Origin of the sequence: Sorangium sp. So ce590 (assembly GCF_051521365.1) — a bacterium.
Taxonomy (GTDB): domain Bacteria; phylum Myxococcota_A; class Polyangia; order Polyangiales; family Polyangiaceae; genus Sorangium.
Genome location: NZ_CP150346.1, coordinates 11769461 through 11790681 on the forward strand (window position 1 = coordinate 11769461; position 21221 = coordinate 11790681).

General features: G+C 74.3%; 14 protein-coding genes. 3 read left to right on the forward strand and 11 right to left on the reverse strand.

Annotated features, from left to right (window positions below; genetic code table 11):
* Window positions 1-145 precede the first annotated feature (145 nt).
* Window positions 146-5770: a tetratricopeptide repeat protein gene (locus tag WMF28_RS44740; RefSeq protein ID WP_437599897.1), complete on the reverse strand. Its 5625-nt coding sequence runs from the start codon at window positions 5768-5770 to the stop codon at window positions 146-148.
* On the opposite strand from WMF28_RS44740, the gene WMF28_RS44745 reads away from it, so the two are divergent.
* Entirely contained in the window at window positions 5697-6734 is a 1038-nt protein-coding gene (locus tag WMF28_RS44745) for a hypothetical protein (protein WP_437599898.1), read from the forward strand. The genes WMF28_RS44740 and WMF28_RS44745 overlap by 74 nt on opposite strands.
* A 222-nt stretch (window positions 6735-6956) precedes the next feature.
* Here WMF28_RS44745 and WMF28_RS44750 read toward each other — a convergent pair whose 3' ends face one another.
* Window positions 6957-8540, reverse strand: a complete 1584-nt coding sequence (locus WMF28_RS44750; RefSeq protein WP_437599899.1) for a hypothetical protein — start codon at window positions 8538-8540, stop codon at window positions 6957-6959.
* A 256-nt stretch (window positions 8541-8796) separates the two neighbouring features.
* Between WMF28_RS44750 and WMF28_RS44755 the strand changes: the two genes are divergently transcribed.
* Both WMF28_RS44755 and WMF28_RS44760 read left to right on the forward strand, forming a co-directional pair.
* Window positions 8797-9699 (forward strand): penicillin-insensitive murein endopeptidase, encoded by a 903-nt coding sequence (locus WMF28_RS44755; protein ID WP_437599900.1) that lies wholly within the window; start codon window positions 8797-8799, stop codon window positions 9697-9699.
* Complete coding sequence (locus tag WMF28_RS44760) at window positions 9696-10631, forward strand: DNA-methyltransferase (protein WP_437599901.1); 936 nt, start codon at window positions 9696-9698, stop codon at window positions 10629-10631. The genes WMF28_RS44755 and WMF28_RS44760 overlap by 4 nt, the downstream gene beginning before the upstream one ends.
* 401 nt (window positions 10632-11032) lie before the next feature.
* On the opposite strand, the gene WMF28_RS44765 is transcribed toward WMF28_RS44760, so the two are convergent.
* The 9 genes from WMF28_RS44765 to WMF28_RS44805 form a co-directional block, all read right to left on the reverse strand.
* Window positions 11033-11638, reverse strand: a complete 606-nt coding sequence (locus WMF28_RS44765; protein ID WP_437599902.1) for an L-threonylcarbamoyladenylate synthase — start codon at window positions 11636-11638, stop codon at window positions 11033-11035.
* Between the two features lie 207 nt (window positions 11639-11845).
* Window positions 11846-12817, reverse strand: a complete 972-nt coding sequence (atpG, locus tag WMF28_RS44770; RefSeq protein WP_437599903.1) for an ATP synthase F1 subunit gamma — start codon at window positions 12815-12817, stop codon at window positions 11846-11848.
* A 6-nt stretch (window positions 12818-12823) separates the two neighbouring features.
* Window positions 12824-14710, reverse strand: coding sequence for a F0F1 ATP synthase subunit alpha (atpA, locus tag WMF28_RS44775; protein ID WP_437599904.1), 1887 nt, complete (start codon window positions 14708-14710; stop codon window positions 12824-12826).
* 116 nt (window positions 14711-14826) lie between these two features.
* Complete coding sequence (gene atpH, locus WMF28_RS44780) at window positions 14827-15369, reverse strand: ATP synthase F1 subunit delta (protein ID WP_437599905.1); 543 nt, start codon at window positions 15367-15369, stop codon at window positions 14827-14829.
* Window positions 15366-16379, reverse strand: coding sequence for a F0F1 ATP synthase subunit B family protein (locus WMF28_RS44785; RefSeq protein WP_437599906.1), 1014 nt, complete (start codon window positions 16377-16379; stop codon window positions 15366-15368). Before WMF28_RS44785 ends, atpH begins: the two co-directional genes overlap by 4 nt.
* On the reverse strand, window positions 16376-16852 hold the full coding sequence (locus WMF28_RS44790) for an ATP synthase F0 subunit B (protein ID WP_437599907.1): 477 nt from the start codon (window positions 16850-16852) through the stop codon (window positions 16376-16378). Before WMF28_RS44790 ends, WMF28_RS44785 begins: the two co-directional genes overlap by 4 nt.
* 282 nt (window positions 16853-17134) lie before the next feature.
* Window positions 17135-18604 carry a hypothetical protein gene (locus tag WMF28_RS44795; protein ID WP_437599908.1) on the reverse strand — a complete coding sequence of 490 codons (1470 nt, stop codon included), beginning with the start codon at window positions 18602-18604 and terminating at the stop codon, window positions 17135-17137.
* A gap of 6 nt (window positions 18605-18610) precedes the next feature.
* On the reverse strand, window positions 18611-19207 hold the full coding sequence (gene miaE / locus WMF28_RS44800; RefSeq protein ID WP_437599909.1) for a tRNA isopentenyl-2-thiomethyl-A-37 hydroxylase MiaE: 597 nt from the start codon (window positions 19205-19207) through the stop codon (window positions 18611-18613).
* A gap of 140 nt (window positions 19208-19347) precedes the next feature.
* Window positions 19348-20421 carry a hypothetical protein gene (locus WMF28_RS44805; RefSeq protein WP_437599910.1) on the reverse strand — a complete coding sequence of 358 codons (1074 nt, stop codon included), beginning with the start codon at window positions 20419-20421 and terminating at the stop codon, window positions 19348-19350.
* Window positions 20422-21221 lie beyond the last annotated feature (800 nt).

A 21221-nucleotide genomic window follows, 5' to 3' on the forward strand; every position in this document is an offset into this window, starting at 1 on the left:
GCGCCGTCCGCGCGGCCGGCGCCACGCGCCTGAGACGCCATAACGCCGCTCAGGTCGGACAAATATGCGAGAGACGCAGCGGACCGAGCCCGGGAGGCGCGATGTGTGTGCGCTGCTGTCGTTGCAGATGAGCTGGTGAGTACGTCTACACGGCTGGCCACACCGAGCCTGCGCGGCGGCGCTCGGTGTAGGCGTCGGCCGAGAGCGCGTAGCGCAGGAGCTCGTTCGACACCGGGTGCTGCAGGAGCAGGCGCGGCTCCTCGGTCGAGCGGGCGATGTCGCGATCGTACCGGCGGAGGTAGTCGATCGCGGCGAGCGCGTCGCCGCAGAGCAGGTAGCCGATGCGGTACTCGCTCCGGCGCAGGCCGATGACGAACGCGCGCGCGTCGTAGGACACGGCGACGGTCGACGCGACCTCCTCCAGCATCTTGCGCTGCCGGCGGCCGATCGCCCGCTGCACGCCGGGGAGCATCTGCTGGGCGGCGTGCTCGCGCGCGGGCGAGACGGCGCCCGAGCCGAAGCCTGGATCGATCGTGCGGATCGACGCGAGCAGCAGGCCGTCGGTGGCCTCGGCCGGGATCTCGTCGAGGAACGTGAAGCCGACCGCGACGCGCGCGAAGAGGCGCGCGAGCGCGAAGGTCTGCTCGAGCTCCGGGAGCTCGGTGAACGAGGTCGGCGCGACGAGGGCAGGGGGATCGCCCGGGAAGACGCGGGCGGCGCCCTGCCACGAGGGGACGAGGTAGAGCTCGAACGCCTCGATGCCCAGCGCCCGGCCGATCCGCTCGGCGAGCTGCCGCGTCGGGTGGTTGTCGCGCGGGCCGATCCGCTCGCGCGAGCTGACGCCGAGGTTGCTCAGCTCGAAGCGGATCGCCTTGGCGACGATCGGCGCGATCGCGAGCGCCACGTCGATCCACGAGCTCCGGGCCTCCGGGAGGAGCAGCCGGCCGATCTCGGGGCCGGCGAAGGCCCCGGCGTACGGCGCCTCCGACGGGACGCGCCGGCCCCTGAGCCGGAGCATGCGATCGGGCGTCACCTCGCCGAGGCAGGCGCGGACCTCCTCCACGGTGACCCGCTCCTCGGCGCGCCCGTCCTTGGCGAGCGCCGCCTCGAGCGCGGCGAGCGCGGGGCCCATGTCCGGCAGCCGCGTGATGACCTCCGGGTCGGCCGTGAGGACGTCCCGCAGCACCTGGACCGCCTCCGCGTTGCGCCCCGCGGCCTCGAGGCCGCGGCCGAGGGCGGTGCGCGACTCCGGCGGGGCGCCCGGGAGCGCGACGGCCTGCTGGAGGCGCGCGAGCCCGTCGCGCGGCCGGACGAGCAGGGTCGACTCGAGCAGGCCGAGCGTCGTCAGCCAGCGCGGATCGAACGGGACGCGGCGGGTCCCGGCGAGCTCGAGCAGCTGCGCGAGCGCCTTGGCGTAAGCCGCCGCCCCCTCGCTCGTCTCGACGCGGTAGAGGCGGGCGAGCGCCGTCCACCCGCGCGTGTCGCCGCTCGGCGCGCTCACGATCGCGTCGCAGAGCGTGCGGACCATCCCCGCCGTGTCGCCGGCGTCGCGGTAGGCGTCGGCGAGGCGGAGGTCGGCCTCGACGCGCGCGCCCGCGTCGGGCGAGAGCTCGACGAGGCGCCCGAGCGCGCGCAGCGCGAGCGCGTGGTCGCCGCGCGTGACGCCGAGCTTGTGCAGCCGCTCCAGCGCGGGCCGGTGCTGCGCGTCGATCGACAGGACCGCCTGGAGCGCGTCCTGCGCGAGCGCCGGGTTCGCGAGCGGCCCCTCGTACAGATCGGCGATCAGGAACTGCGCCGCGATCTTCGTCTCGGCGTCGGTCGCCGCGGCCACGGCGCGCTTCAGGGCGTCGCGGGCCTCCAGCCAGACGCGCTGCGCGGTGAGCAGCCGGGCGAGGAGGAGCAGCGCCGCCGCGTCGTTCGGGATCGTCGCGATGACGCGCCGGACGGCCGCGATGCCCACGCCGGGGTCGATCGCGCCCGGGCGGCCCTGGTGCTGCAGCACCGACCGGGCGATCTCGCTGCCGAGCAGCGAGATCGCCTCGCGGCCCGCGGCCTTGCCGAGCGCCTCGCCGAGGCGGTCGGTGAGCCGGTGGGGGTCGCCCGCGAGCCGCTGGGCGAGCGCGCGCGCCGCGGCGACGCAGCCCGGATCCGCGCGCAGCGCGCTCTCGTACAGCTCGAGCGCGCGCGCCGCGCCCTCGGGGGACGCGTCGCCGGCGGTGAGCTCCGCCGCGCGCACGAGGTGCATCGCGCGCGCGGGCTCCCCGAGGACGAGGTCGGCGAGCGCGAGCTGGGCGGTGACCACGCCCGCGCGGTCGCCGAGGCGCTGCGCCAGCCGGTCGAGCCCGCGGGCCGCGAGGAGGCTCTCCGGCCACAGCGAGAGCGCGCCGCGGAAGCCGGCGAGGGCGGCGTGCGCGGCGGCGGGGTCCGCGTCGGCCTGCGCCTCCGCGAGGAGCGCCTCCTCGATGCCGTAGAGGGCGCGCGCGATGGGGTCGGTCGTCAGCTCCCGGCTGTCGCGGATGGCGCTGGCGAAGAGGACCTGCACCCGCGCTCCGGCTGGATCGGAGGGGCCGTCCTTGCCGGCGATGCGGAGGATCGCCAGGTGCGCGGCCGCGTCCCGCGGCGCCTCCTTGACGATGCGCGCGAGCGCCTCGAGCGCGGCGCCCGGCCCGAGCTGCTCCTCGAGCGACGCGAGCTCCCAGAGCGCGCCGCCGCGCGCGATCGTGGAGGTGAACACGTCGGCCTCGGCGCGGAGGACCGTCGCGAGCGACGTCGGCGCCTCGAGGAGCCGGTAGAGCTGCTCCAGCATGCGGAGCGCGGGGACGTGGTTCGGCACGACGGCGACGAGCCCCTCCAGGATCTCGACGGCCTGGCGCGGGCTGTTCTCGGCGAGGACCAGCGCAAGGGAGATCCTGAGCGCGTGATCGACGAGCGCCGGCGGCTTGCGCTCGAGCCAGCGCGCGTACAGCCCCGCGAGCTCGCTCGCGATCATGGAGTGGGACATCCCCGGCAGGCTGGACGCCGCGCGCGCGCCGGACGCCGGCCGCTGGGCCGCGGGCGCGCCGAGGCCCACGCCGAAGCCGGCGCCGCCAGCGCGGACGTAGATGCGCTCCATGGCGTCGAGGATCGCCGGATCGGGCTGGCTCCTGGCGAGCGCGGCGTCGGCGCGGGCGAGGAGGCGCAGCGCGTCCTGATCGCGGCCGAGCGCGAGCTCCTGCACCTCGGCCGCCTGGAAGAGCAGCCGGGCGTGGTCGTCGGGCCGCTGCGTCTCGTCGGCGAGAGAGCTCAGCACCTCGACGAGCTTCTCGTAGTTGCCTGTCTCGCGGAGCAGCCGCGCGATCTCGATCCGGGGCAGCGGGTGGGAGGGCCGCTTCCGCGCCGCCTCCCGGTACGACTCGACGGCGCTGTGCGGCCGCTTGAGGCGCCGCTCGTCGAGCGACGCGACCTCGAGCCACAGGCTGAACGCCGCGTCGGTCGCGGGATCGCGCTGGATGAGCTTGAGGAGCGCGCGGCGCGCCTCCTCGTACCGGCCGGCGCGCTCGTCGAGGCGGACGCGCGCGCGGAGGGCGTCGGGATCGGACGGATCGATCGCGAGCGCGCGGTCGACGAGGGCCGATGCCCGGTCGCGATCGCCGAGCCGGAGCTCGGTCACGTCGGCGGCGCGCAGGAGGAGCCTGCGCTGCTGGCCCGGGCTCTCCGTGAGATCGGCCTCGGCGCAGAGCGCGCGCGCGAGCCGCTGCGCGTCGCCTGCCCGCGCGGCGTTGCGCTGGAGCGCGAGGATCGCGGCGCGCCGCTCCGGGTCGATCTCGAGGATCTTCTCGATCTCCTCCACGGCGCGGGCGGGCTGGGCGAGCTCGTCCTCCCAGATGGAGACGAGCTTCTCGAGCAGCCCGATCTTGCGCGCGGGGTCGTCCGTCGCGCCGGCGGCCTGCGTGTAGAGGTCGAGCCGCGCCTGCACGCCGCGCGGATCCTCCTCGACGGCCAGGGGGTCCGGCGCGAGCAGGGCCGAGAGCGCGTCGAAGACGGAGCTGTTGCCCGGGTCGATCGCCCACGCGGCGCGCAGGATGGCGAGCGCCTCGTCGCGCCGCTTCAGGTGGTGCTCGGAGATGTCCGCGGCGCGCAGGAGCGCCGCGACGCGGACGTGCGTGGGCCGGTCCGCGTTGGCGACGGCGGTCCACACCTCCACGCGCTCGGCGTGGTGGCCGAGGCGCTGGAGGGCGCGGTCGAGCCGCTCCCGCGTCGAGCTGTCCTCGGGATCGAGATCGAGCGCGCGCGTCGCGTGGAGCGCGGCCTGCGTCGCGTTGCCGAGGGTGTCGTAGAGCTCCGCGAGGCGGACGTGCTCGTGGACGATCGCCTCGTTGTCGGTGAGGAGCGCGAGCTCCTTCTGGCGCACGCTGGCGGCGAGCTCGAGGGCGCCGCTCGCCTCGAGCAGGCGGATCAGCTCGCCGACCACGCGCCGCGCCGTCGGCGAGCCGGCCGGGGCGCGCGCGGAGGCGCGCGTCAGCAGGGGCACCGCGTCGGCCGGGGAGCGGATCTTGTCGATGAGCAGCCGCGCCGCCGTGTAGAGCAGCCGCGACGCGCGCTCGTCGTCGCGCTCGTGCTCGGCCTCCAGGGAGAGCGCGCCGACGAGCCCGACGATGCCGTCGTGGTGCACGAGGTGACGGCGGAGCGCCTCCCGCACGGGGCCGGGCCCTGGATCGAACGCGATCGCGCCCTCGAGGGACGCGAGGGCGAGCTCGGGCCTGTGGAGCTTCCGATCGAGCACGGCGGCGCGCTCGACGTGGACCCAGGCGGTGAGCTGGCCGTCGCCGTCCGGCCGTCCGCGCCCGGGGGCGTAGGCGTCGGCGAGGCGATCGAGGTGCACCGCGAGGTCCTTGGCGGCCTGCTCGGTGCCGCGCGCGCTCTCGCGACGGAGGGCGATCTCCAGCCCGCGCAGCGACGCGGCGTGGAGCGGGACGAGCCGCAGCGCCTCGGTGAAGGCGTCGCAGCTCTCCGGCGTCCGTCCGAGCGCCTGGAGCAGGCGCGCCCGCTCGGCGAGGAGGTCGGCCCGGAGGGCGTCGGTCTCGGCGACGCGGAGCTTGTCCTCGACGACCTCGAGCGCGACGGCGAGCTCGGTGCGCGTGTCGAGCAGGCGATGGACCCGCGAGAGCGCGGGCTCGAGCTTGCGGGACAGCTGCCGCGCCTGCTCGTAGGACCGACGCGCGGCGGTGGGATCTCTGAGCACGCGCTCTTCATGGATGCCGAGCTCCACGAGGGCGCGCGCCGCGCCGATCGGATCGCTGCCCTTGCGCTGCTCGGCGCGCTGCTGGAGCTCCGTGACGAGGTCCGGCGCCGCGATGTGCGGGCTCTGCGGGGGCGGCTCGGGCGCGCTCGCGGCCGAGCGCGGGGTCGCGGGGAGCGGCGCGCTCGCGACGGAGCGCGCCGTCGCCGGAGACGGCTGGACGGGCGGGACGGCGGGCGTGAGCGTGGCGGGCGCTGCGGGCGGCGCGGGCGCTGCGGGAGGGGCAAGCGCGGCGGGCGGCGCGGGCGGGGTAAGCGCGGCGGGCGGCGCGGGCGGGGCAAGCGCGGCGGGCGGCGCGGGCGGGGCAAGCGCGGCGGGCGGCGCGGGCGCGGCGGGCGGCGCGGGCGGGTCCGGCGCCGCGATCGGCTCGATCGACTCGACCGAGATGGGCGTGGGCGACGAGCTCGGGTCGACCGAGATGGGCAACGGCGTCGCGGTCGGGTCGACCGAGATGGGCAACGGCGTCGCGGTCGGGTCGACCGAGATGGGCATCGGCGTCGTGCTTGCGTCGAAGGCGACGGTCGCCGGCGATGCCTGGGTGGGTACGCCCGGCTGGGAGCTCGGCGCCGGCTTGCCCGCGGGCTGCGTCGCGGTGCGGTTCGGGTTCGGCGGGCGCTGGGCCGGGACTCGAGGCGAGCGGGCCGGCGGCGGCAGCTCTTCGCGGGACGCGGACACCGGAGCGCCGGCACGGCTGGAGCCGGGTCCCGACGCTTGCGCCCTGGGCGCGCCGCTCGGCAGCGGCGGCGGGGGCCTCGACGGCGGCGCCAGCGGCGGCGGGATCGAGCCGCTGGCGACGCTGCCGTCCTTGCGGCGGATCAGCGGCGGCGGCCTGCTCGGTCCTGCCGGCGCCGCACTCGGGACCGGCGTCCGGTTCGGTCCCGGCGGCGGCGCGCTCGGCGGCGGCGGCGGCGGGTTCGGTGGCGGCAGCGCGCTCGCACCTGCCGGCGGGTTCGGTGGCGACAGCGGGGTCGCGGTCGCCGTCGCGCTCGGCAGCGGGGTCGCGGTCGCCGTCGCGCTCGGCAGCGGGGTCGCGCTCGGCAGCGGGGTCGCGGTCGCCGTCGCGCGCGGCAGCGGGGTCGCGGTCGCCGCCGCGCTCGGCAGCGGGGTCGCGGTCGCCGTCGCGTTCGGCAGCGGGGTCGCGGTCGCCGTCGCGTTCGGCAGCGGGGTCGCGGTCGCCGTCGCGTTCGGCAGCGGGGTCGCGGTCGCCGTCGCGCGCGGCAGCGGGGTCGCGGTCGCCGTCGCGCTCGGCAGCGGGGTCGCGGTCGCCGTCGCGCTCGGCAGCGGGGTCGCGGTCGCCGCCGCCGCGCTCGGCAGCGGGGTCGCGGTCGCCGCCGCCGCGCTCGGCAGCGGGGTCGCGGTAGCCGGCGGTTCGCCTTCCGGCGGCGCGTTCGCGTTCGGCAGCGCGCCGAGCTTCGGCGTGCCTGTGCCGACGAGCAGCGTCTTCGCGCCCGGATGAGGTTGCGCGCTTGCGCGCGTCATTTGAGCGTTGCCGGCGTTGGCTTCCCAGCCAGCTTCGTCCGGCGTTCCGGGCAAGCTAGGGAAGCCAGGTCGGCGCGACGCTCCGTCTTGCGGATCATCACCGTGGGCCACCGCAGCGGATGCTACACATCCGCCCGCTCTCAATCCACAGTCCAGGTGCCCTCTCGAGCGACGCCGCGCTTGCCGATCCGGTGCGGGTCTACTTGTTGGATGGCGCTGTCACCGTGCAGCGCAGCACACCGAGCTTCATCGCCTTTCCGGCCGGGTGCGCCACGAGCAGCGCCTCTGCGGAGGCCGCGATGGGCTCGCCGCGCCCGAGCGCCGGCTCTGCGTGCAGCCCGTCTGCGAGCTCGCCCCTCGCGGTGAGCGCCGCGAGCTGCGTCGGCCCGGAGGCGTTCGCGATCGCGAGCCATGCCGCGGCGCCCTCGCGCGCGCCGCCGGGGCCCGACCCTCGAGCGCTGGCGAGGAGCGCCGGCACCCCGGCGCCCACGCCCAGCGCCGCCTCGGGCGGGCCGTCCTGCTCGCCCGCGCCGCCGACGATCACGCGCGGCTCGCTCGCGCCGCCGAGCCGCACCAGCACGGCGCTGATGCGTCCTCCGATCGAGCCGCTCGGGGTGTCGTCGTCGCGGAAGGCCAGGAGGAGGCCGTCGTCGTCGCTGAGCGTCAGGTCGTACGCGAGCACGTGCCCGTCCCTGGGCGTGACCGCGCGCGGCGTGGCGGTGAGCGCGCCGGTCTCGTCGAGCGGGACCACCTCGAGCCACTGGTGGGTGATCGTCTCGCCTGCCGCGGCGGTGTCCTCGTTGACGTCGCTCGGCTCGGTCGGGGCCTCTCGCGCCGGCTCCTCGGCGCGCGCGATGTACGCGAGCCAGTAGCCGCCCGGCCGGCCGAGCACGCGCGGCATCTCCGCGTCGGTGCTCGGCTGGGAGACGGGGCGGGCCGAGGTGACGGAGCGCAGCGTGCCCACGTCGGCGGACGCGAGCATGATCCGCGACCGCTTGCCGTCGCGGGTCACGTCGTCCCAGACGATGACCGCGCGCTCGCCGGACGCGGCGATGTCGAGCGCGAGCGACTCGTCCCGCCCCTCGGCGAGCTCGGCCCCCCAGGTGACGTGCTCCCCTTCGACCCTGGCGACCTTGATGGCGCGCCCGCCGGCGTTCGGCTCGAGCATCGCGGCGAGGATCGCGCCGCCCGCGCCGGCGACGACCGGAGGATCCATGTCGCCCCGCGATCGCGCGAGCCGGATGAGCTTTCCCTGCGTCCCGTCGGCCGAGAGCGTGGCCACCATCGCGACGGTCCCGCCCTCCGCCTCCCGCTGGGCGCCCACGGCGAACCCGCCGGCGAACGCCGCTCCGCGGCCGACCTCGACGGCGAACGGCGCGAGGTCCTCGGCGCTGTCCACCGCGCCGCCCCCCGCGCCGTCGGGCCCGCGCGCGGGCGGCGGCGCGTCGCCGATGACGAACGGCGCCGCGCTCGCGGCCGCGCAGCGCGGCGCCGCCGGCTGCGGCGTCGCGGCGGGATCGGCCGGATCGCTCGCCGCGGGGCTCGCGCCGCGCGCCGCGGCGGCGTCGCTCGCGGTGCGCTCCGGCGTCGAGCAGGCGCGCCACACCACGAGGCCTCCGACGGCGAGCGCGACGGCGAGGGCCCCCTTCCAGGCGACGCCCTCGGGCTCGTCCTTCGCCTCCGGGCGTCGATCCGGCGTCGGCGTGGGCGAGCGTCGATCCGACGTGGGCGGGCGGCGATCCGCGCTCGTGTTCCCCGGGGGGGCGCGGTGGTTTGGCTCCATGGGCGGTGCGTGTTAGCGCTGATCGCGGCGTGAGGGCAGGGGGTGGCGCGCCTGCTCGACGCCGGAGCGCGCCGGTCCGGCCCGGCTTCCGCTGTCGATCCGGAGCGCGCGGGCGCGGCGGGCGGGGCCGCATCCACGAGAACTTTCCCTCCGGCGCCGGCGGGGGTATCGCCGGCGAGAGCGACGCCGGGGCGTCGCCGCGGGCCTCCAGCGCGGGCCGGCGCGGCGGGGGCCGAAGGCGCGTCCGATCTTCGTCATGCCCAGCCGTGCTCTTTTCACCACCTTCCTCCTCGGGCTCGTCGCGCTCTCTTGCGCGGCCTGCGTCGGCGCTTCGCCCACGCCGCTCGCCCCCGCGCTCCGCGGCTCGATCGGCGTCCCGCACCACGGCGTCATCACCGATGCCGTCGAGCTGCCGAGGCACGGCGAGGGCTACCGCCTGCTCCGCAGCAACGGCGTCCGGTGGGGGACGGCGGGGCTGGTCGCCGCCGTCCAGCGCGCCGCCGCCGAGGTGGCGCGCGCGCGGCCTGGCGGCGAGCCGCTCTTCGTCGGCGATCTCTCCGCGCGCCACGGCGGCGCCACCCGGGGGCACCGCTCCCACCGCACCGGGCGCGACGCGGATCTCCTGCTGTACGCGCTCACCCCGGACGGTCGCCCGGTGCGCTCGCCCGGCTTCGTCGAGTTCGGGCCGGACGGGCTCGCGCGGCTCGGCGACGACGCCGCGGCTCCCGCGTCGTCCGGCGCAGGCGGGTACGTCCGCCTCGACGTCGAGCGGCAGTGGCTGCTCGTGAAGTCGCTCGTCCGCTCTCCCGACGCGCACGTCCAGTGGCTCTTCCTGGCCCGCTGGATCGAGGCGCTGATCATCGAGTACGCCCGCGCGCTCGACGAGGACCCGGAGCTCATCTGGTATGCCGAGAGCGTGCTGCTCCAGCCGGGCGACAGCACGGCGCACGCCGATCACATCCACCTCCGCGTCGCGTGCGCGCCGGACGACTTCCTGTCCGGCTGCCTCGGCGGCGGCCCTTACTGGCCGTGGCTCCCTGCGGTCCCGCAGCTCGTCGCGCCGTCGGACGACGACCTCGCCGCCGCGCTCCTCGACGACCTCCTGCCCGGAGGCGCCGCCGCGGGCTCCCGCGTGGCGGCTCCCGACAGCGCGCTGTGAGCCACCTCTTCGCGCTTGGCGACGCCGCCGACGTCTGCGCCGCGCTCCCCGCCGAGGTGCGGTTCGATCTCGTCTACCTCGATCCTCCCTTCGGCGTCGGGACGACGATGACCGCGCGGGCGGCGCGCGGACAGGCGCGCGGGCGGCGCAGGCCGGAGAGCGGCCCCGACGCGTACGACGATCGCGCGAGCGCCGATGCGCTCGTCGCGATGCTCGCCCCGCGCCTCGAGGCCATCCGCGATCGCATGACCGAGGGCGCGACGCTGTACCTGCACCTCGATCACCGCGCGGTGCACGACGCGAAGGTCGCGTGCGATCGCCTCTTCGGCCGCGGCGCGTTCCTCGGCGAGATCATCTGGGCGCCGGGCAACGGCGGCCGCGGCGCGCGCGGCTTCTCCGTCACGCACCAGACGATCCTCCTCTATGCCCGCGCCGCGAGCGAGCGCGGCCAGGTCGTCTACAACGCCGCGGATCCGACGCTCCGCGAGCCCTTCGCCGAGACAAGCCTCGCGATGCATTTCAAGCACCGCGACGACGACGGCCGCCTCTATCGCGAGCGGGTCCTCGGCGGCAAGGCGTACCGGTACTACGCCGACGAGGGCCGCCGGCTCGGGAGCGTGTGGACCGACATCCCCGGGATGGTCGCCAACACCCCGCTGCGCCGCGAGGCCACCGGCTACCCCACGCAGAAGCCGGTGCGGCTGCTCGAGCGCATCGTCCGCGCGTCGTCCGCGCCTGGCGCGACCGTCGCGGATCTCATGTGCGGCAGCGGCACGACGCTCATCGCCGCGGCGCGGCTCGGCCGCCGCTTCGTGGGCGGCGACCGGAGCCCGCTCGCCTTCGCGACGGCGCGGGAGCGGCTCGACCGGGAGGGGGTCGCCTACGAGGTGTACGAGGTCCCGGCGGCGCAGCGCGACGGCGCGGTGCCCTAGCGGCCGAAGGGCGTGAAGCGACCCGAACCGCGCGCCGCCGCGGCGCCATTCCCCTTGAAAGGCCGTCCCCGGAGGCGCAGACGCCGGCTTCAACGCTTGAAATGGCCCGCTCGGTCACCGAGTGGCGCATTTCAACGCTTGAGATGGCTCACTCTGGCATCCAGGCGTGCATTTCAACGCTTGAGATGGCCCACTTTGGCGCCGAGCCATCGACTTCAACGCTCGAGATGGCCCTCTCGGCGTTCGAGAAGGCCGTTTCAACGCTTGCATCAAGCTTTGCAACGACCGGTGCGTCCACCTCGACGCGCGCAACGTGGCGCCGGCGCCGCGGCCCCGCCGGAGCGTCGCAGCGACCCCTTGAGCGCCGCGTGGTCCGGATCTCCGCCGGGCGCGGCCCCTCGTCAGACGAGATCGTCGATCGGCCCCGCGCCCTCGCGGACGACCTGCACGTCGCCCTGGCTCAGGTCGATCACGGTCGTCGGCACCAACCCGCCGGTCCCCGCGTCCAGGACGAGCGCGAGCCCCGGGAACCGGTCGTCGATCTCGCCGGGATCGATGATGGGATCCTCGCCCGGGGGCGCGGCGGTGGTGCTGATGAGCGGCCGCCCGAGCGCGCGGACCAGCGCGAGCGCGACCGGGTGGTTCGGCACCCGGATGCCGACCGTCTTCTGCTTGAGGTGCACGTACTTCGGCACCTCGCGCGTGGCGGGGAGGATGAACGTGTACGGCCCGGGCAGGAAGCGCTTGAGGATGCGGTACGCCTGGTTCTCGACGATCGCGTAGCGCGCGATGTCGCTCAGATCGGGGCAGATGAACGCCAGGTTCTTGTTCTGGCGCATCCCCTTGATCTGGTAGACACGCTCGATCGCCTGCTTGTTCATCAGGTCGCACCCGAACCCGTAGACGGTGTCGGTCGGGTAGCCGATGACCTCTCCCTTCTGGATGAGGTCGATCGCTCGCGCGATCTTGCGCGGTTCCGGATGATCGGCGTTGATGGGCTGAAGCACGGGACCGACACCATGGGGCCGCCCGACCGGCTCGGCCAGTGCTGGCCGTGCAAGGATCGGCCGGCGCTGGGTAGCCGAGGAGCGGGCGCTGGGGTGAAAGGGGACGGAGCGAGGCCCCGAGAGACCAGCCGGTCGCGCGCTGGCCGCTGGCCATGCGCGCGCGAGGCGGCCGTCAGGGGCCCCTCGCAGGGCCGAAGGCGCGCGGCGCTACTCCTTGAGCGCCTCGCTGCCGCCGATGATCTCCATGAGCTCCTTGGTGATCGCCGCCTGCCGCGCCTTGTTGTACTCGAGCGTCAGGCTGTCGATCATCTCCTTGGCGTTCTTGTTCGCGGCATCCATCGCCGTGAGCTTGGCGCCGAGCTCGCTGGCCATCGACTCGTAGAGCGCGCGCAGGATCGAGATGTCCAGGTACATCGGGACGAGCCGCTCCAGGAGCGCGCCCTTGTCCGGCTCGTAGAGGAACTCCGACGTCGTGCCGGAGGGCGAGGCGTGGCCGCCCTCGCCTCCCTGCTCCTGCTTCTGTTCCTGCGCCGGCCCGCCGGCGGGCAGGAGCCGTTCGACGACGACCGTCTGCGTGATGGCGCTCTTGAACTCGTTGTAGACGAGGTAGATCGCGTCTACCTCGTTCTTGTTGAACGGGGCGAGGAGCTTCGCGCCGACGGCCTGGGCCGTCTCCAGGCTGAGCTTGTCCCAGACGCCGGGCAGGTACTCGAGAATGGGCGCGTTGCGGCGGTTGAAGTAGTCCCGCCCCTTGCGGCCGATGATCGCGAGCTGGACCTCCTGACCGGCCTCGGTCCGGCTCTTCCACTCGCGCTCGGCGCGCTTGTTGATGTTCGTGTTGAAGGCGCCGCAGAGGCCGCGGTCGCTCGTGAGCACGAGGAGCAGCACGCGCCGCTCCGGGCGGGCCACGAGCAGCGGATGCGGCGCCCCGTCGCTCCCCGTGAGCGCGCTCGCCTCGCCCTCCGCCCCGGTCCCCGCCTCCGCCGCGGCAGCCGCCACGGCGTCGCGCGTGATCTGCCAGAGCACCTCCTGCACCTTCACGGCGTAGGGCCGGAGCTCGGTGATGCGCAGCTGCGCCTTGTTGAGCTTGGCGCCCGCGACCATCTTCATGGCGCGGGTGATCTTCTGCGTCGACTTGACGCTCGAGATCCGCTTGCGAATGGACTTGAGGCTGGGCACGGCTGCCTACTTTTCCTTGGCCTTCGAGGCGCTCTTCCCGCTCTTCGACTTCGCCTTGGGCGCTTGCGGCTCGTCCTCGTCGCTCGCCTCGTCCGCGGCCTCGGCCTTCGCGCCGCTCGCGTCCATCACGAACCGCTTCTTGTAGGCCTCGATCGCCTTCGTCATCCGGGACTTGAGGTCGTCGTCGAGGACCTTCTTCTCCCGGATGTCCGTGAAGATCTGGGCGTGCTTGCTGTCCACGAACTTGTAGAGCTCGTCCTCGAAGCGCGCGAGCGAGCTGACCGGCAGGTCGTCGAGCAGGCCCTGCGTGCCGGCGTAGATGATGAGGATCTGCTTCTCGACGGCGAGCGGCACGTACTGGCCCTGCTTCAGGATCTCGGTGAGGCGCGCGCCGCGCTCGAGCTGCGCGCGCGTCTTCGCGTCGAGATCCGAGGCGAACTGGGAGAACGCCGCCATGGCGCGGTACTGCGCGAGATCGAGGCGGAGCGTCCCGGCGATCGACTTCATCGCCTTGATCTGCGCGTTGCCGCCGACCCGGCTGACCGAGATGCCGACGTTGATGGCCGGGCGGACGCCGGAGTAGAAGAGGTCGGCCTCGAGGAAGATCTGCCCGTCCGTGATGCTGATGACGTTGGTCGGGATGTACGCCGACACGTCGCCGGCCTGCGTCTCGATGACCGGCAGCGCCGTGAGCGAGCCGCCCGACTTCGGATCGCGGACGATCTCGTAGTCGCTCGCCTTCGCCTTGTCCGAGAGCTGCTGCTCGAGCTTCTTGATCTCGTCCTTCTTCTCTTCCTTGCGCGCGAGCTCGAGCTTCTCGAAGACGGCCGCGTCGACCGTCTTCCAGAGCGAGTCCTTCGCCGAGTGCATCCCGTGCGCGCCGACGTGCGCCTTGCCATCGACGCCGCGGTACGCCGGGTCGCCGCCCTCGATCTTCGTGCCCTTCGCCACGACGTAGAAGATGTCGGCCATCTTCGCCGCGCGCTCGAGGAGCCGGGAGTGGAGGTAGAAGACGTCGCCCGGATACGCCTCGCGGCCCGGCGGGCGGCGGAGCAGCAGCGAGAGCTGGCGGTACGCCACGGCCTGCTTCGACAGGTCGTCGTAGATGCACAGCACGTGGCGCCCGCTGTCGCGGAAGTACTCGCCGATGGTCACGCCGGTGTACGGCGAGATGAACTGGAGCGGCGCGGTCTCGCTCGCCGTCGCGGCGACGATGATCGTGTACTCGAGCGCGCCGTGCGCATCGAGCCGGTCCACGACCTGGCGCACCGTCGACAGCTTCTGGCCGATCGCGACGTAGACGCAGATGACGCCCTTGCCCTTCTGGTTGATGATCGCGTCGACGGCGACGGCGGTCTTGCCCACCTGCCGGTCGCCGATGATGAGCTCGCGCTGGCCGCGGCCGACAGGGATCATCGCGTCGATCGCCTTGATGCCGGTCTGCATCGGCTCGGTGACCGGCTGGCGCTGGATGATGCCGGGCGCCTTCACCTCGACGCGGCGGCGCTCCTTCGTGTCGAGCGGCCCCTTGCCGTCGATCGGCATGCCGAGCGCGTTGACGACGCGCCCGAGGGTCGCCTCGCCGACGGGCACCTCCATGATGCGCCCGGTGCGCTTCACGGAGTCGCCCTCCTTGATCAGGCTCGTATCGCCGAAGATGGCGGCGCCCACGTTGTCCTGCTCGAGGTTCAGCACGAGCCCCATCAGGCTGCCCCCCTCCGAGCCGGTGAACTCGACGAGCTCGCCGGCCATGGCGCGGCTCAGGCCGTGCACGCGGGCGATGCCGTCGCCCACCGTGAGCACGGTGCCCGTCTCGGTGACCTGAGCGGCCTTGTCGATGTTCTGGATTTGCTTCTTGATGATCTGAGAGATCTCTTCGGCGCGGAGCTGCATGCGGAGTCCTCTTTCCGGAGACGCTTGGGCTTCGGAATCAACGTCGTCAAGGCAAGGGGGCGGCGAACGCCGAGCCCCGACCTCGTGTGAAACAGGGGCGCGCGCTCGCGTCCCCCTCAGGTTCGGAGCAGGTTGTCACGGAAGGCCGACAGCCGGGTCCGGAGGCTGCCGTCGATCACCTGATCGTCGATCTGGGTGACCACGCCCGCGATGAGCGAGGGATCCTGCTTGTGGATGATCGAGATCTTCCTGCCGGTGGCCCGCTCGAGCTCGCCCCGGAGGCGGTCGAGGTAACCGTCGCTCAGCGGGCCCGCGCTCGTGACGACGGCCCGGGCGAGGTTCTGCTCTCGATCGACGAGGAGCGCGAGCTGCCGGGCGATCTCGGGCAGCGCCGGGAGCCGCCGGCGACGCGCGAGCAGGAGCAGGGTGTTCTTCGTCACGTCCGAGAAGCCGGCGCGGGCGCCGATCTCGCGGAGCAGCTCCTCGCGCTGGGCCTCCGGGATGAGCGGGTTGTCGAGGACCAGGCGGAGCTCCTCGCTCGCCGCGTACGTCGCGCTGGCGTCCCCGATCTCCCGGGCGAGGGACGCCAGGGTGCCGGTTTCCTTGCCGATCTCGAAGATCGCGCGACCGTAGCGTCGGGCGACGGACTCGTAGCTCATATCGCTGCTCCGGTGGTCTTGGCTCCGCGGGCCGCGCCGGCGGAGACGGCCGCGGGGATGGCCTTCAGGTACTCTTCGTTGGCCCGATCGAGGTCCTCAGCGCCGACGCGCTGCCGGAGCAGCGCCTCCGCGGCGCCGACGGCGCTCTGCACCGCCTCCTGGAGGAGCATGGCGCGCGCCGACTTGAGCTCCTGATCGATGCGGAACTCGGCGTCGCGTCGCATCCGGACCCGGCGCTGCTCCGCCTCGGCGAGCACGTGGGCCTTCTCGAGCTCGGCCTGCGCCGCGTGCTCGGCCTTGAGCTCGGCGAGCGTCTCCTCGAGGCGCGTGAGCTTGTCCTCGTAGTCGTCGAGCCGCTTCTCGGCCTCCTGCTTGAGGCGCGACGCGTTGTCGAGCTCCTGCATGATCGTCTGCTTGCGCTTCTTCAGCGCCTCGGCGATCGGCTTCCTCCCGAAGCGGACAAGGATGAGCCCGAGCAGCCCGACGTTCAGGACCGAGGCGAGGAACGGCGGCGGCTGGTTCTTCGGGTCGCAGGGGTTCTTCTCGTTCTTGTAGCGCCAGAGCAGCGAGTTGATGCCGCCCTTGGCGGCCGCCTCGTTGTTCACGCCGATGAGGCCCTGCCACCAGTTGACGTGCGGCGGCGGATCGGTCGGGCCGTGCCCGGGGCAGTGCTCCTCGCCGTGCGACGCGTGCTCCGCGGGCGCCGGCGGCGCCGCCGGGCGCGCGCGCTGCATGCTGCCCTGCGGGGCCCGGAGCCCGTGGCCGGGCGGGAGCGGGCGGCCGCCCGGACCGAGCGGACGGGCGGGCTGCGCATCGCGCGGGCGGGGCAGCACCTGCGGCGAGCCCGGCTGGGCTGCCCCGGGCTGGGCCGGCTGGGCCGCGCCGCCGACGGGCGGGTGCCCGGGGGGCAGCGCCGGCTGCGCGGCCGGCTGTTGCGCGAGGGCCGTGCCCGCGGCGAGCGCCGCGGCCAGGCCGAGGGCGAGCGATGAGCGGCGGAGCGGGTTCTTCACTGGCGCACCTCGCGGCCGAGCATGCTGGCGGCGATCTCCGCGGCGAGCGCGGGCTGGGCGGCGGCGAGCTCGCCGCGCATGCGGGCGACCTCGGCCGCGATCTTCGCCTTGCCATCCTCGAGGATGCGCGCGGTCTCGACGCGGGCCTCGGTCATGATCTGCGCCTCGATCTTCGCGGTCTCGGCGCGGAGCCGCTCGCGCTCGACCCCGGCCTCGCGCCGGACCTGCTCGATCTCGGCCTCGTAGCGGGTGAGCAGCTCGCCCGCGCGCTCGTCCATCTCGCGCGCTTCGCGCTTGGCGCCGTCGGTGCGCCGCTCGCGCTCCTCGAAGACGCGGAGCAGCGGATCGAACAGCAGCGGCTTGAGCACGACGATGAACGTCGAGAACAGGACGACCTGCGCAAGGAACGTCAGATCGAAGTCGACGGCGATGGCGCCGGACGCGAGGAGAGGGTGCATTGCGTTCGGGTTCACGGGTGCTTGTTCGGCGACGAGGGCGGCGCAGCGGGAGCCGCGCGCCGCGCGCGCCCCCCGGGAGGGGCGGTTTCGCGAGCCGGCACCTAGCACGTGTCAGTCAAAGCTGGAAGGGCTCTCGGCCAAAGGTGGGAGGGCTCTCGGCAGGGCGGAGGGGCCCGCCTCGTCGAGGCGCGCCGCGCTCGCGAACCGCGGGCGTTCGCCGCGCGCCGCGCTCGCTCGTCGGCGCGAGCACGCCTCCCCGCCGCGCGCGATTCGTCGCGCGTGGGAGGAGACGATCGGCTAGAGGCTCGCGAGCGACCGCAAGACCTCGCCGAGGCCCGCCTCGAGATCGGCCTCGCCGGCGCGCCTCGACGTCGGCGAGCGCGGCGCGCTGTCCTCGTCGCGGAGGGCCTCGGCCGCGCGCGGGTTGCGGAACCAGTCCTCGTCGAAGCGCTCGATCAGGTCGCGCCGATCGCGCGCGGCCAGGAGCGCCCCGGCGAGGCGGGTGGCCGCGCCGGGATCGAGCGCCGGGACGACGCCGGCGAGCGCTCCCGGGATCGGCGCGCCGATCGCGCGCGCGGTCGCCTCCTCGAAGCGATCCCTGCGGTCGCGCGAGGCCCGGAGCAGCACGTGCCCGTCTCCGTCGTGGCCCCCGTCGTGGCCGGAGCGGAACACGAGCGCCACGGTCGCGGCGTCGAGGCGGAGCGAGAGGAGGAGGCTGCGCGCGGTCGCGCGCGCCTGATCGAGCGCGCGGCCCTGGCCGAGCCCGAGCGCGCGGGCGCAGAAGACGGGATCGGCGACGAGGCCGCCGAACAGCGCGGCGCGGCGCGCGCGCCGGAGATCGAACGGCGCGTGGGCGAGCGCGAACGGTCCGCGCCCCGAGGCGAGCGCGAGCGCCGCGCCGAAGCGGGCGAGCGCGCGCGCGAACGAGGCGGCGCCGAGCGGGCGCGGCAGCGGTCCGAGATCGATCGCGAGGCCCTCGGTGAGCTTCGTCGGGCGGAACAGCTCCTCGATCCACCGGGGGCTGAGCCGCGCGGGCCACCCCGACGCGGCGTCGCGGCCCACGGCGCGCCCGAGCGCGCCGTACCAGGTCGGCTCGGGCTGCAGCATCGGCTCGGTCCGGTAGAGCAGCGCCTCGGCGGCGCCGAGCGCGGCGCCCGGAGGATCGCAGGGGATCTCGATGGCGCGGAGGCCGTCCTCCGCGAGCAGCCGCGCCGCCTCGTGCCTCCGCTCGACGAGGACGCGGGCGGCGTCGGCGACCGCTCCAGATCCGCGGGCGAGCACCTCGGCGAAGGTCTTCCGTCCGGCGTCGGTCGGGTCGGCGAGCAGCCGGAGCCGCGCCTCGTGGGGCGACACGCGCGCCGGCTCGGGCAGGTCGATCGTGAGCGACGCCGCGTGCCACGCGGCGGCGAGCCGGACGCGATCGGCCCAGACGACCCGCTCCAGGGTCAGCAGGTAGACCCAGTCCGCGAGCGGGGCGGCGAGGCCGGTCGGGTCCGGCGCGGCGGGCGACGCCGGGCTCGCGAGCCCGAGCTCCGCGCCGAGGCCGGGGGTCTTGCCGGTGAGCTCGAGGTAGGTCGTCCGCGCGCTGACGCGACGGAACGGATCGAGCGGGTTCTCGAGCCGGGCCCTCGCCTCGGCGGCGCTCGGGCTGTCCTTGTCGGCGGCGGGCGGGGCCGGACCGCGCCGGGTGAGGTCGCCGAGCGCCGCGCGCCACGCGCGCGCCGCCCGAGCGACGTCCCGATCGAGGCGGATCAGATCGATGTCCATGCTCACCTACCCGTGCACCGCGGGTGCCGTCCCGAGCCGCCCGGCGATCTCGCCCTCGGCGCGCGCGAGCTCGGCCAGGCGGCCGCGCGTCGCGCGCTCGTCGCCGGCGATCTCGACGGCGAGGTCGACGAGGGTCCGGTAGTGCCGGGCCTCCGACGCGAAGAGCTCCTCGTAGAGCGGCGCGAGCTCGTGCGCGCGCGCCGCGAGCCCGTCGGCGAGCAGCCGGAAGCGCTCGCAGGAGCGGGCCTCGATGAGGGCGCCGACGAGCAGCCGATCGATGAGCGCGGCCTTCGCGTTGCGCGCGCAGGTGCTGGAGGCCGCCTTGCGCAGCTCGCTCGCGTAGACGTCGGTCTCCGGCTTGCCGAGCGCGAGGCCGCGCTGCTCGATCACGTCGAGCAGCGCGCGGAAGTGCCGGAGCTCCTCCTCGGCGAGATCGACGAGCGCCCGCGCGAGGCGCGGGATCGACGGCCAGCGCGCGGCGAGGGACAGGGCGTTGGAGGCCGCCTTCATCTCGCAGTGGGCGTGGTCGGTCAGGAGCGCCGGCAGGTCGGCGAGCGCCACGTCAGCCCAGCGTGGATCGGTCGGTAGGGTCAGGCACAGCACGTAGGGCCGACCTAGAGCAGGCGCGGCGCGGCGAGAAGAGGGAGGCGGGCCTCGACGCGGGCGCGGCGGTCTGCGGTCGGGCCGCGCCGACGCGCTCGCGCCCGCCGCCGCGCGCCGGAGGCGCCGTCAGGGCGGCGGAACTAGAAGCCGTCGGACGTCGCTCGGGTCAGCCCGCTCGATTCGAGGTGGTACGAGAGCCCGACAACGAACGTGGTGGGCCCGCCGCCGGCGAGCGCCCGCCGCACGGCGCCCTCGACGGCGAACTGTGGGCCCACGTAGGCGGCGCCGAGCGACAGCGCGTGCTGGCCGGCGCCCTGGTCGAAGCGGTAGCCGGCGCGGAGCGGGAAGTGATCGGCGACGAGGTACTCGCCGCCCGCCATGAGGCGGTAGGTGGTGTCGCGGTAGGAGCTGAGGTCGGCGAGCCCGTCGACCTCGATCGAGAGGTCGTCGGTGCCGAACCCGATGCCGCCGCCGACCGTCGTGGGGAGCAGCCCGTGGCCCGGGTAGGAGAGGTTCTGCCCGACGGCCGCGATGAAGAGGTTGTCGGTCGCCTTGACGGTGAGGGCGGCGTCGAACGTGAACTCGTCGACGAAGGCGTGCCGGCCGACGACCTTTCCGTCTTCCCGTTCGCGCAGCCCGCGCGAGACGTAGCTGTCGCCGAGGCCCCCCTCGCGCAGCGTCCCGTCCTGCGTGATCTTGGCGTAGCGGCCGGTGACGCCGACGAAGAGGCGCTCGGTGATGGGGTAGGCGAGGGCCGCGCGCGCGTCGAGGAACGAACGGTCGATCCCGTCGCCGTCGACGAAGCCGCCCACGAAGGAGATCGCCCCCGCGAGCTTCCCTGTGACCGAGTCGACGACGACGCCGCCGTAGGTGTGCCGGCCGGCCTCCGGGCTGCCCTGGAAGAGCGCCTGGAGGTGGTAGACGCGGGTCTCCACCATGGCGGACGGGTTCAGGAAGACGGCCGAGGTCCCGTTCCCGAGGGCGCGCAGCGCGCCGCCGAGGGCCGCCGCGCGGGGCGTCTCGTTCTCGCCGTAGGCGTAGGCGAGCTGGGGCGGCAGCTCCTCGGCCGCCGCCGGCCCCGCGGCCGCGGCCAGCGCGAGCGCGCCGGCTGCCGAGAAGGCCCTGGCCCGCGCGGCGCTCGCCGACCGGCCCGACGGCCGCTCCGGCCGATGAGCGAGGCGTGCCCCTCTTGTCAACCAGATCCCCGACGACATCGCTTCGCCATACCCCAGACCGGGGCCCTGGGGGCAAATTCTCGGCCCCCGAAAATGGCTCCCGGCCGGCCGTTCTGTGCTGGACGACCTCCGCATTTCTAAAAAAGCTGGAAAACTAGCCCACTTTAGCCTCTTGACGACGAGATGAGCGGGTTTTGCTCTGCAATCGTGAGCGCGTCGTGAAAATCACCGACCCGCGTCGGGGGTTTTGGCGCCTTGTGTCCGAGGGCCAGAGCGAGGCGGCCGCGAAGCTTTTTTCGCAGTGCGCCACGGACTGAATTTACACCAGTTATATTCGATACTTGAATCGAGTTTCGCAGTTGGGGATAGACGCCCGGACTCACCCGGTGCTACCTCGGATTCGTCCTCGGGGCGGTCCTGTGCCGCACCGGGTCCTCCAAAGGGTGGCTCCGAAAGGAGCGCTGCGGGCTACCGAGCTCTGTGAGGCGGTATGGGGGACGGCTGTGCCGATCTGTCTTCCAATGCAATGGACCTCGACGCGACGGTTGCACCCCCACCTCGATCGGTGTGCTCGGCTGAGGCCGAGCCCAGCGCCGGTGCAGTGGGGCCGTACCATCGACCCGCATTCTGTGGAGGCATGCGGACGATTTTCCGAGGACGAAGTGGACGTGGGCGGACTGTTGAAAAGTCGACACGCCCTTCGATTACATTCAGAATAACATAGAGATCTCCAGGAGTTGGAGGCGAGTCCTCGCTGTGAGACCTGTGGATAAGTTGGGGGCGACGGTTCTTCGGTCGCCCCCGAAACCTATTTTCGTGGAGCGGACTTCAGAGCAGCG

Coding starts and splice junctions, on each gene's coding strand:
- WMF28_RS44745 (WP_437599898.1), top strand. CDS start 5,697: ATGGGCAACGGCGTCGCGGTCGGGTCGACCGAGATGGGCAACGGCGTC.
- WMF28_RS44740 (WP_437599897.1), bottom strand. CDS start 5,770: ATGCCCATCTCGGTCGACCCGACCGCGACGCCGTTGCCCATCTCGGTC.
- WMF28_RS44750 (WP_437599899.1), bottom strand. CDS start 8,540: ATGGAGCCAAACCACCGCGCCCCCCCGGGGAACACGAGCGCGGATCGC.
- WMF28_RS44755 (WP_437599900.1), top strand. CDS start 8,797: ATGCCCAGCCGTGCTCTTTTCACCACCTTCCTCCTCGGGCTCGTCGCG.
- atpA (WP_437599904.1), bottom strand. CDS start 14,710: ATGCAGCTCCGCGCCGAAGAGATCTCTCAGATCATCAAGAAGCAAATC.
- atpH (WP_437599905.1), bottom strand. CDS start 15,369: ATGAGCTACGAGTCCGTCGCCCGACGCTACGGTCGCGCGATCTTCGAG.
- WMF28_RS44795 (WP_437599908.1), bottom strand. CDS start 18,604: ATGGACATCGATCTGATCCGCCTCGATCGGGACGTCGCTCGGGCGGCG.
- WMF28_RS44805 (WP_437599910.1), bottom strand. CDS start 20,421: ATGTCGTCGGGGATCTGGTTGACAAGAGGGGCACGCCTCGCTCATCGG.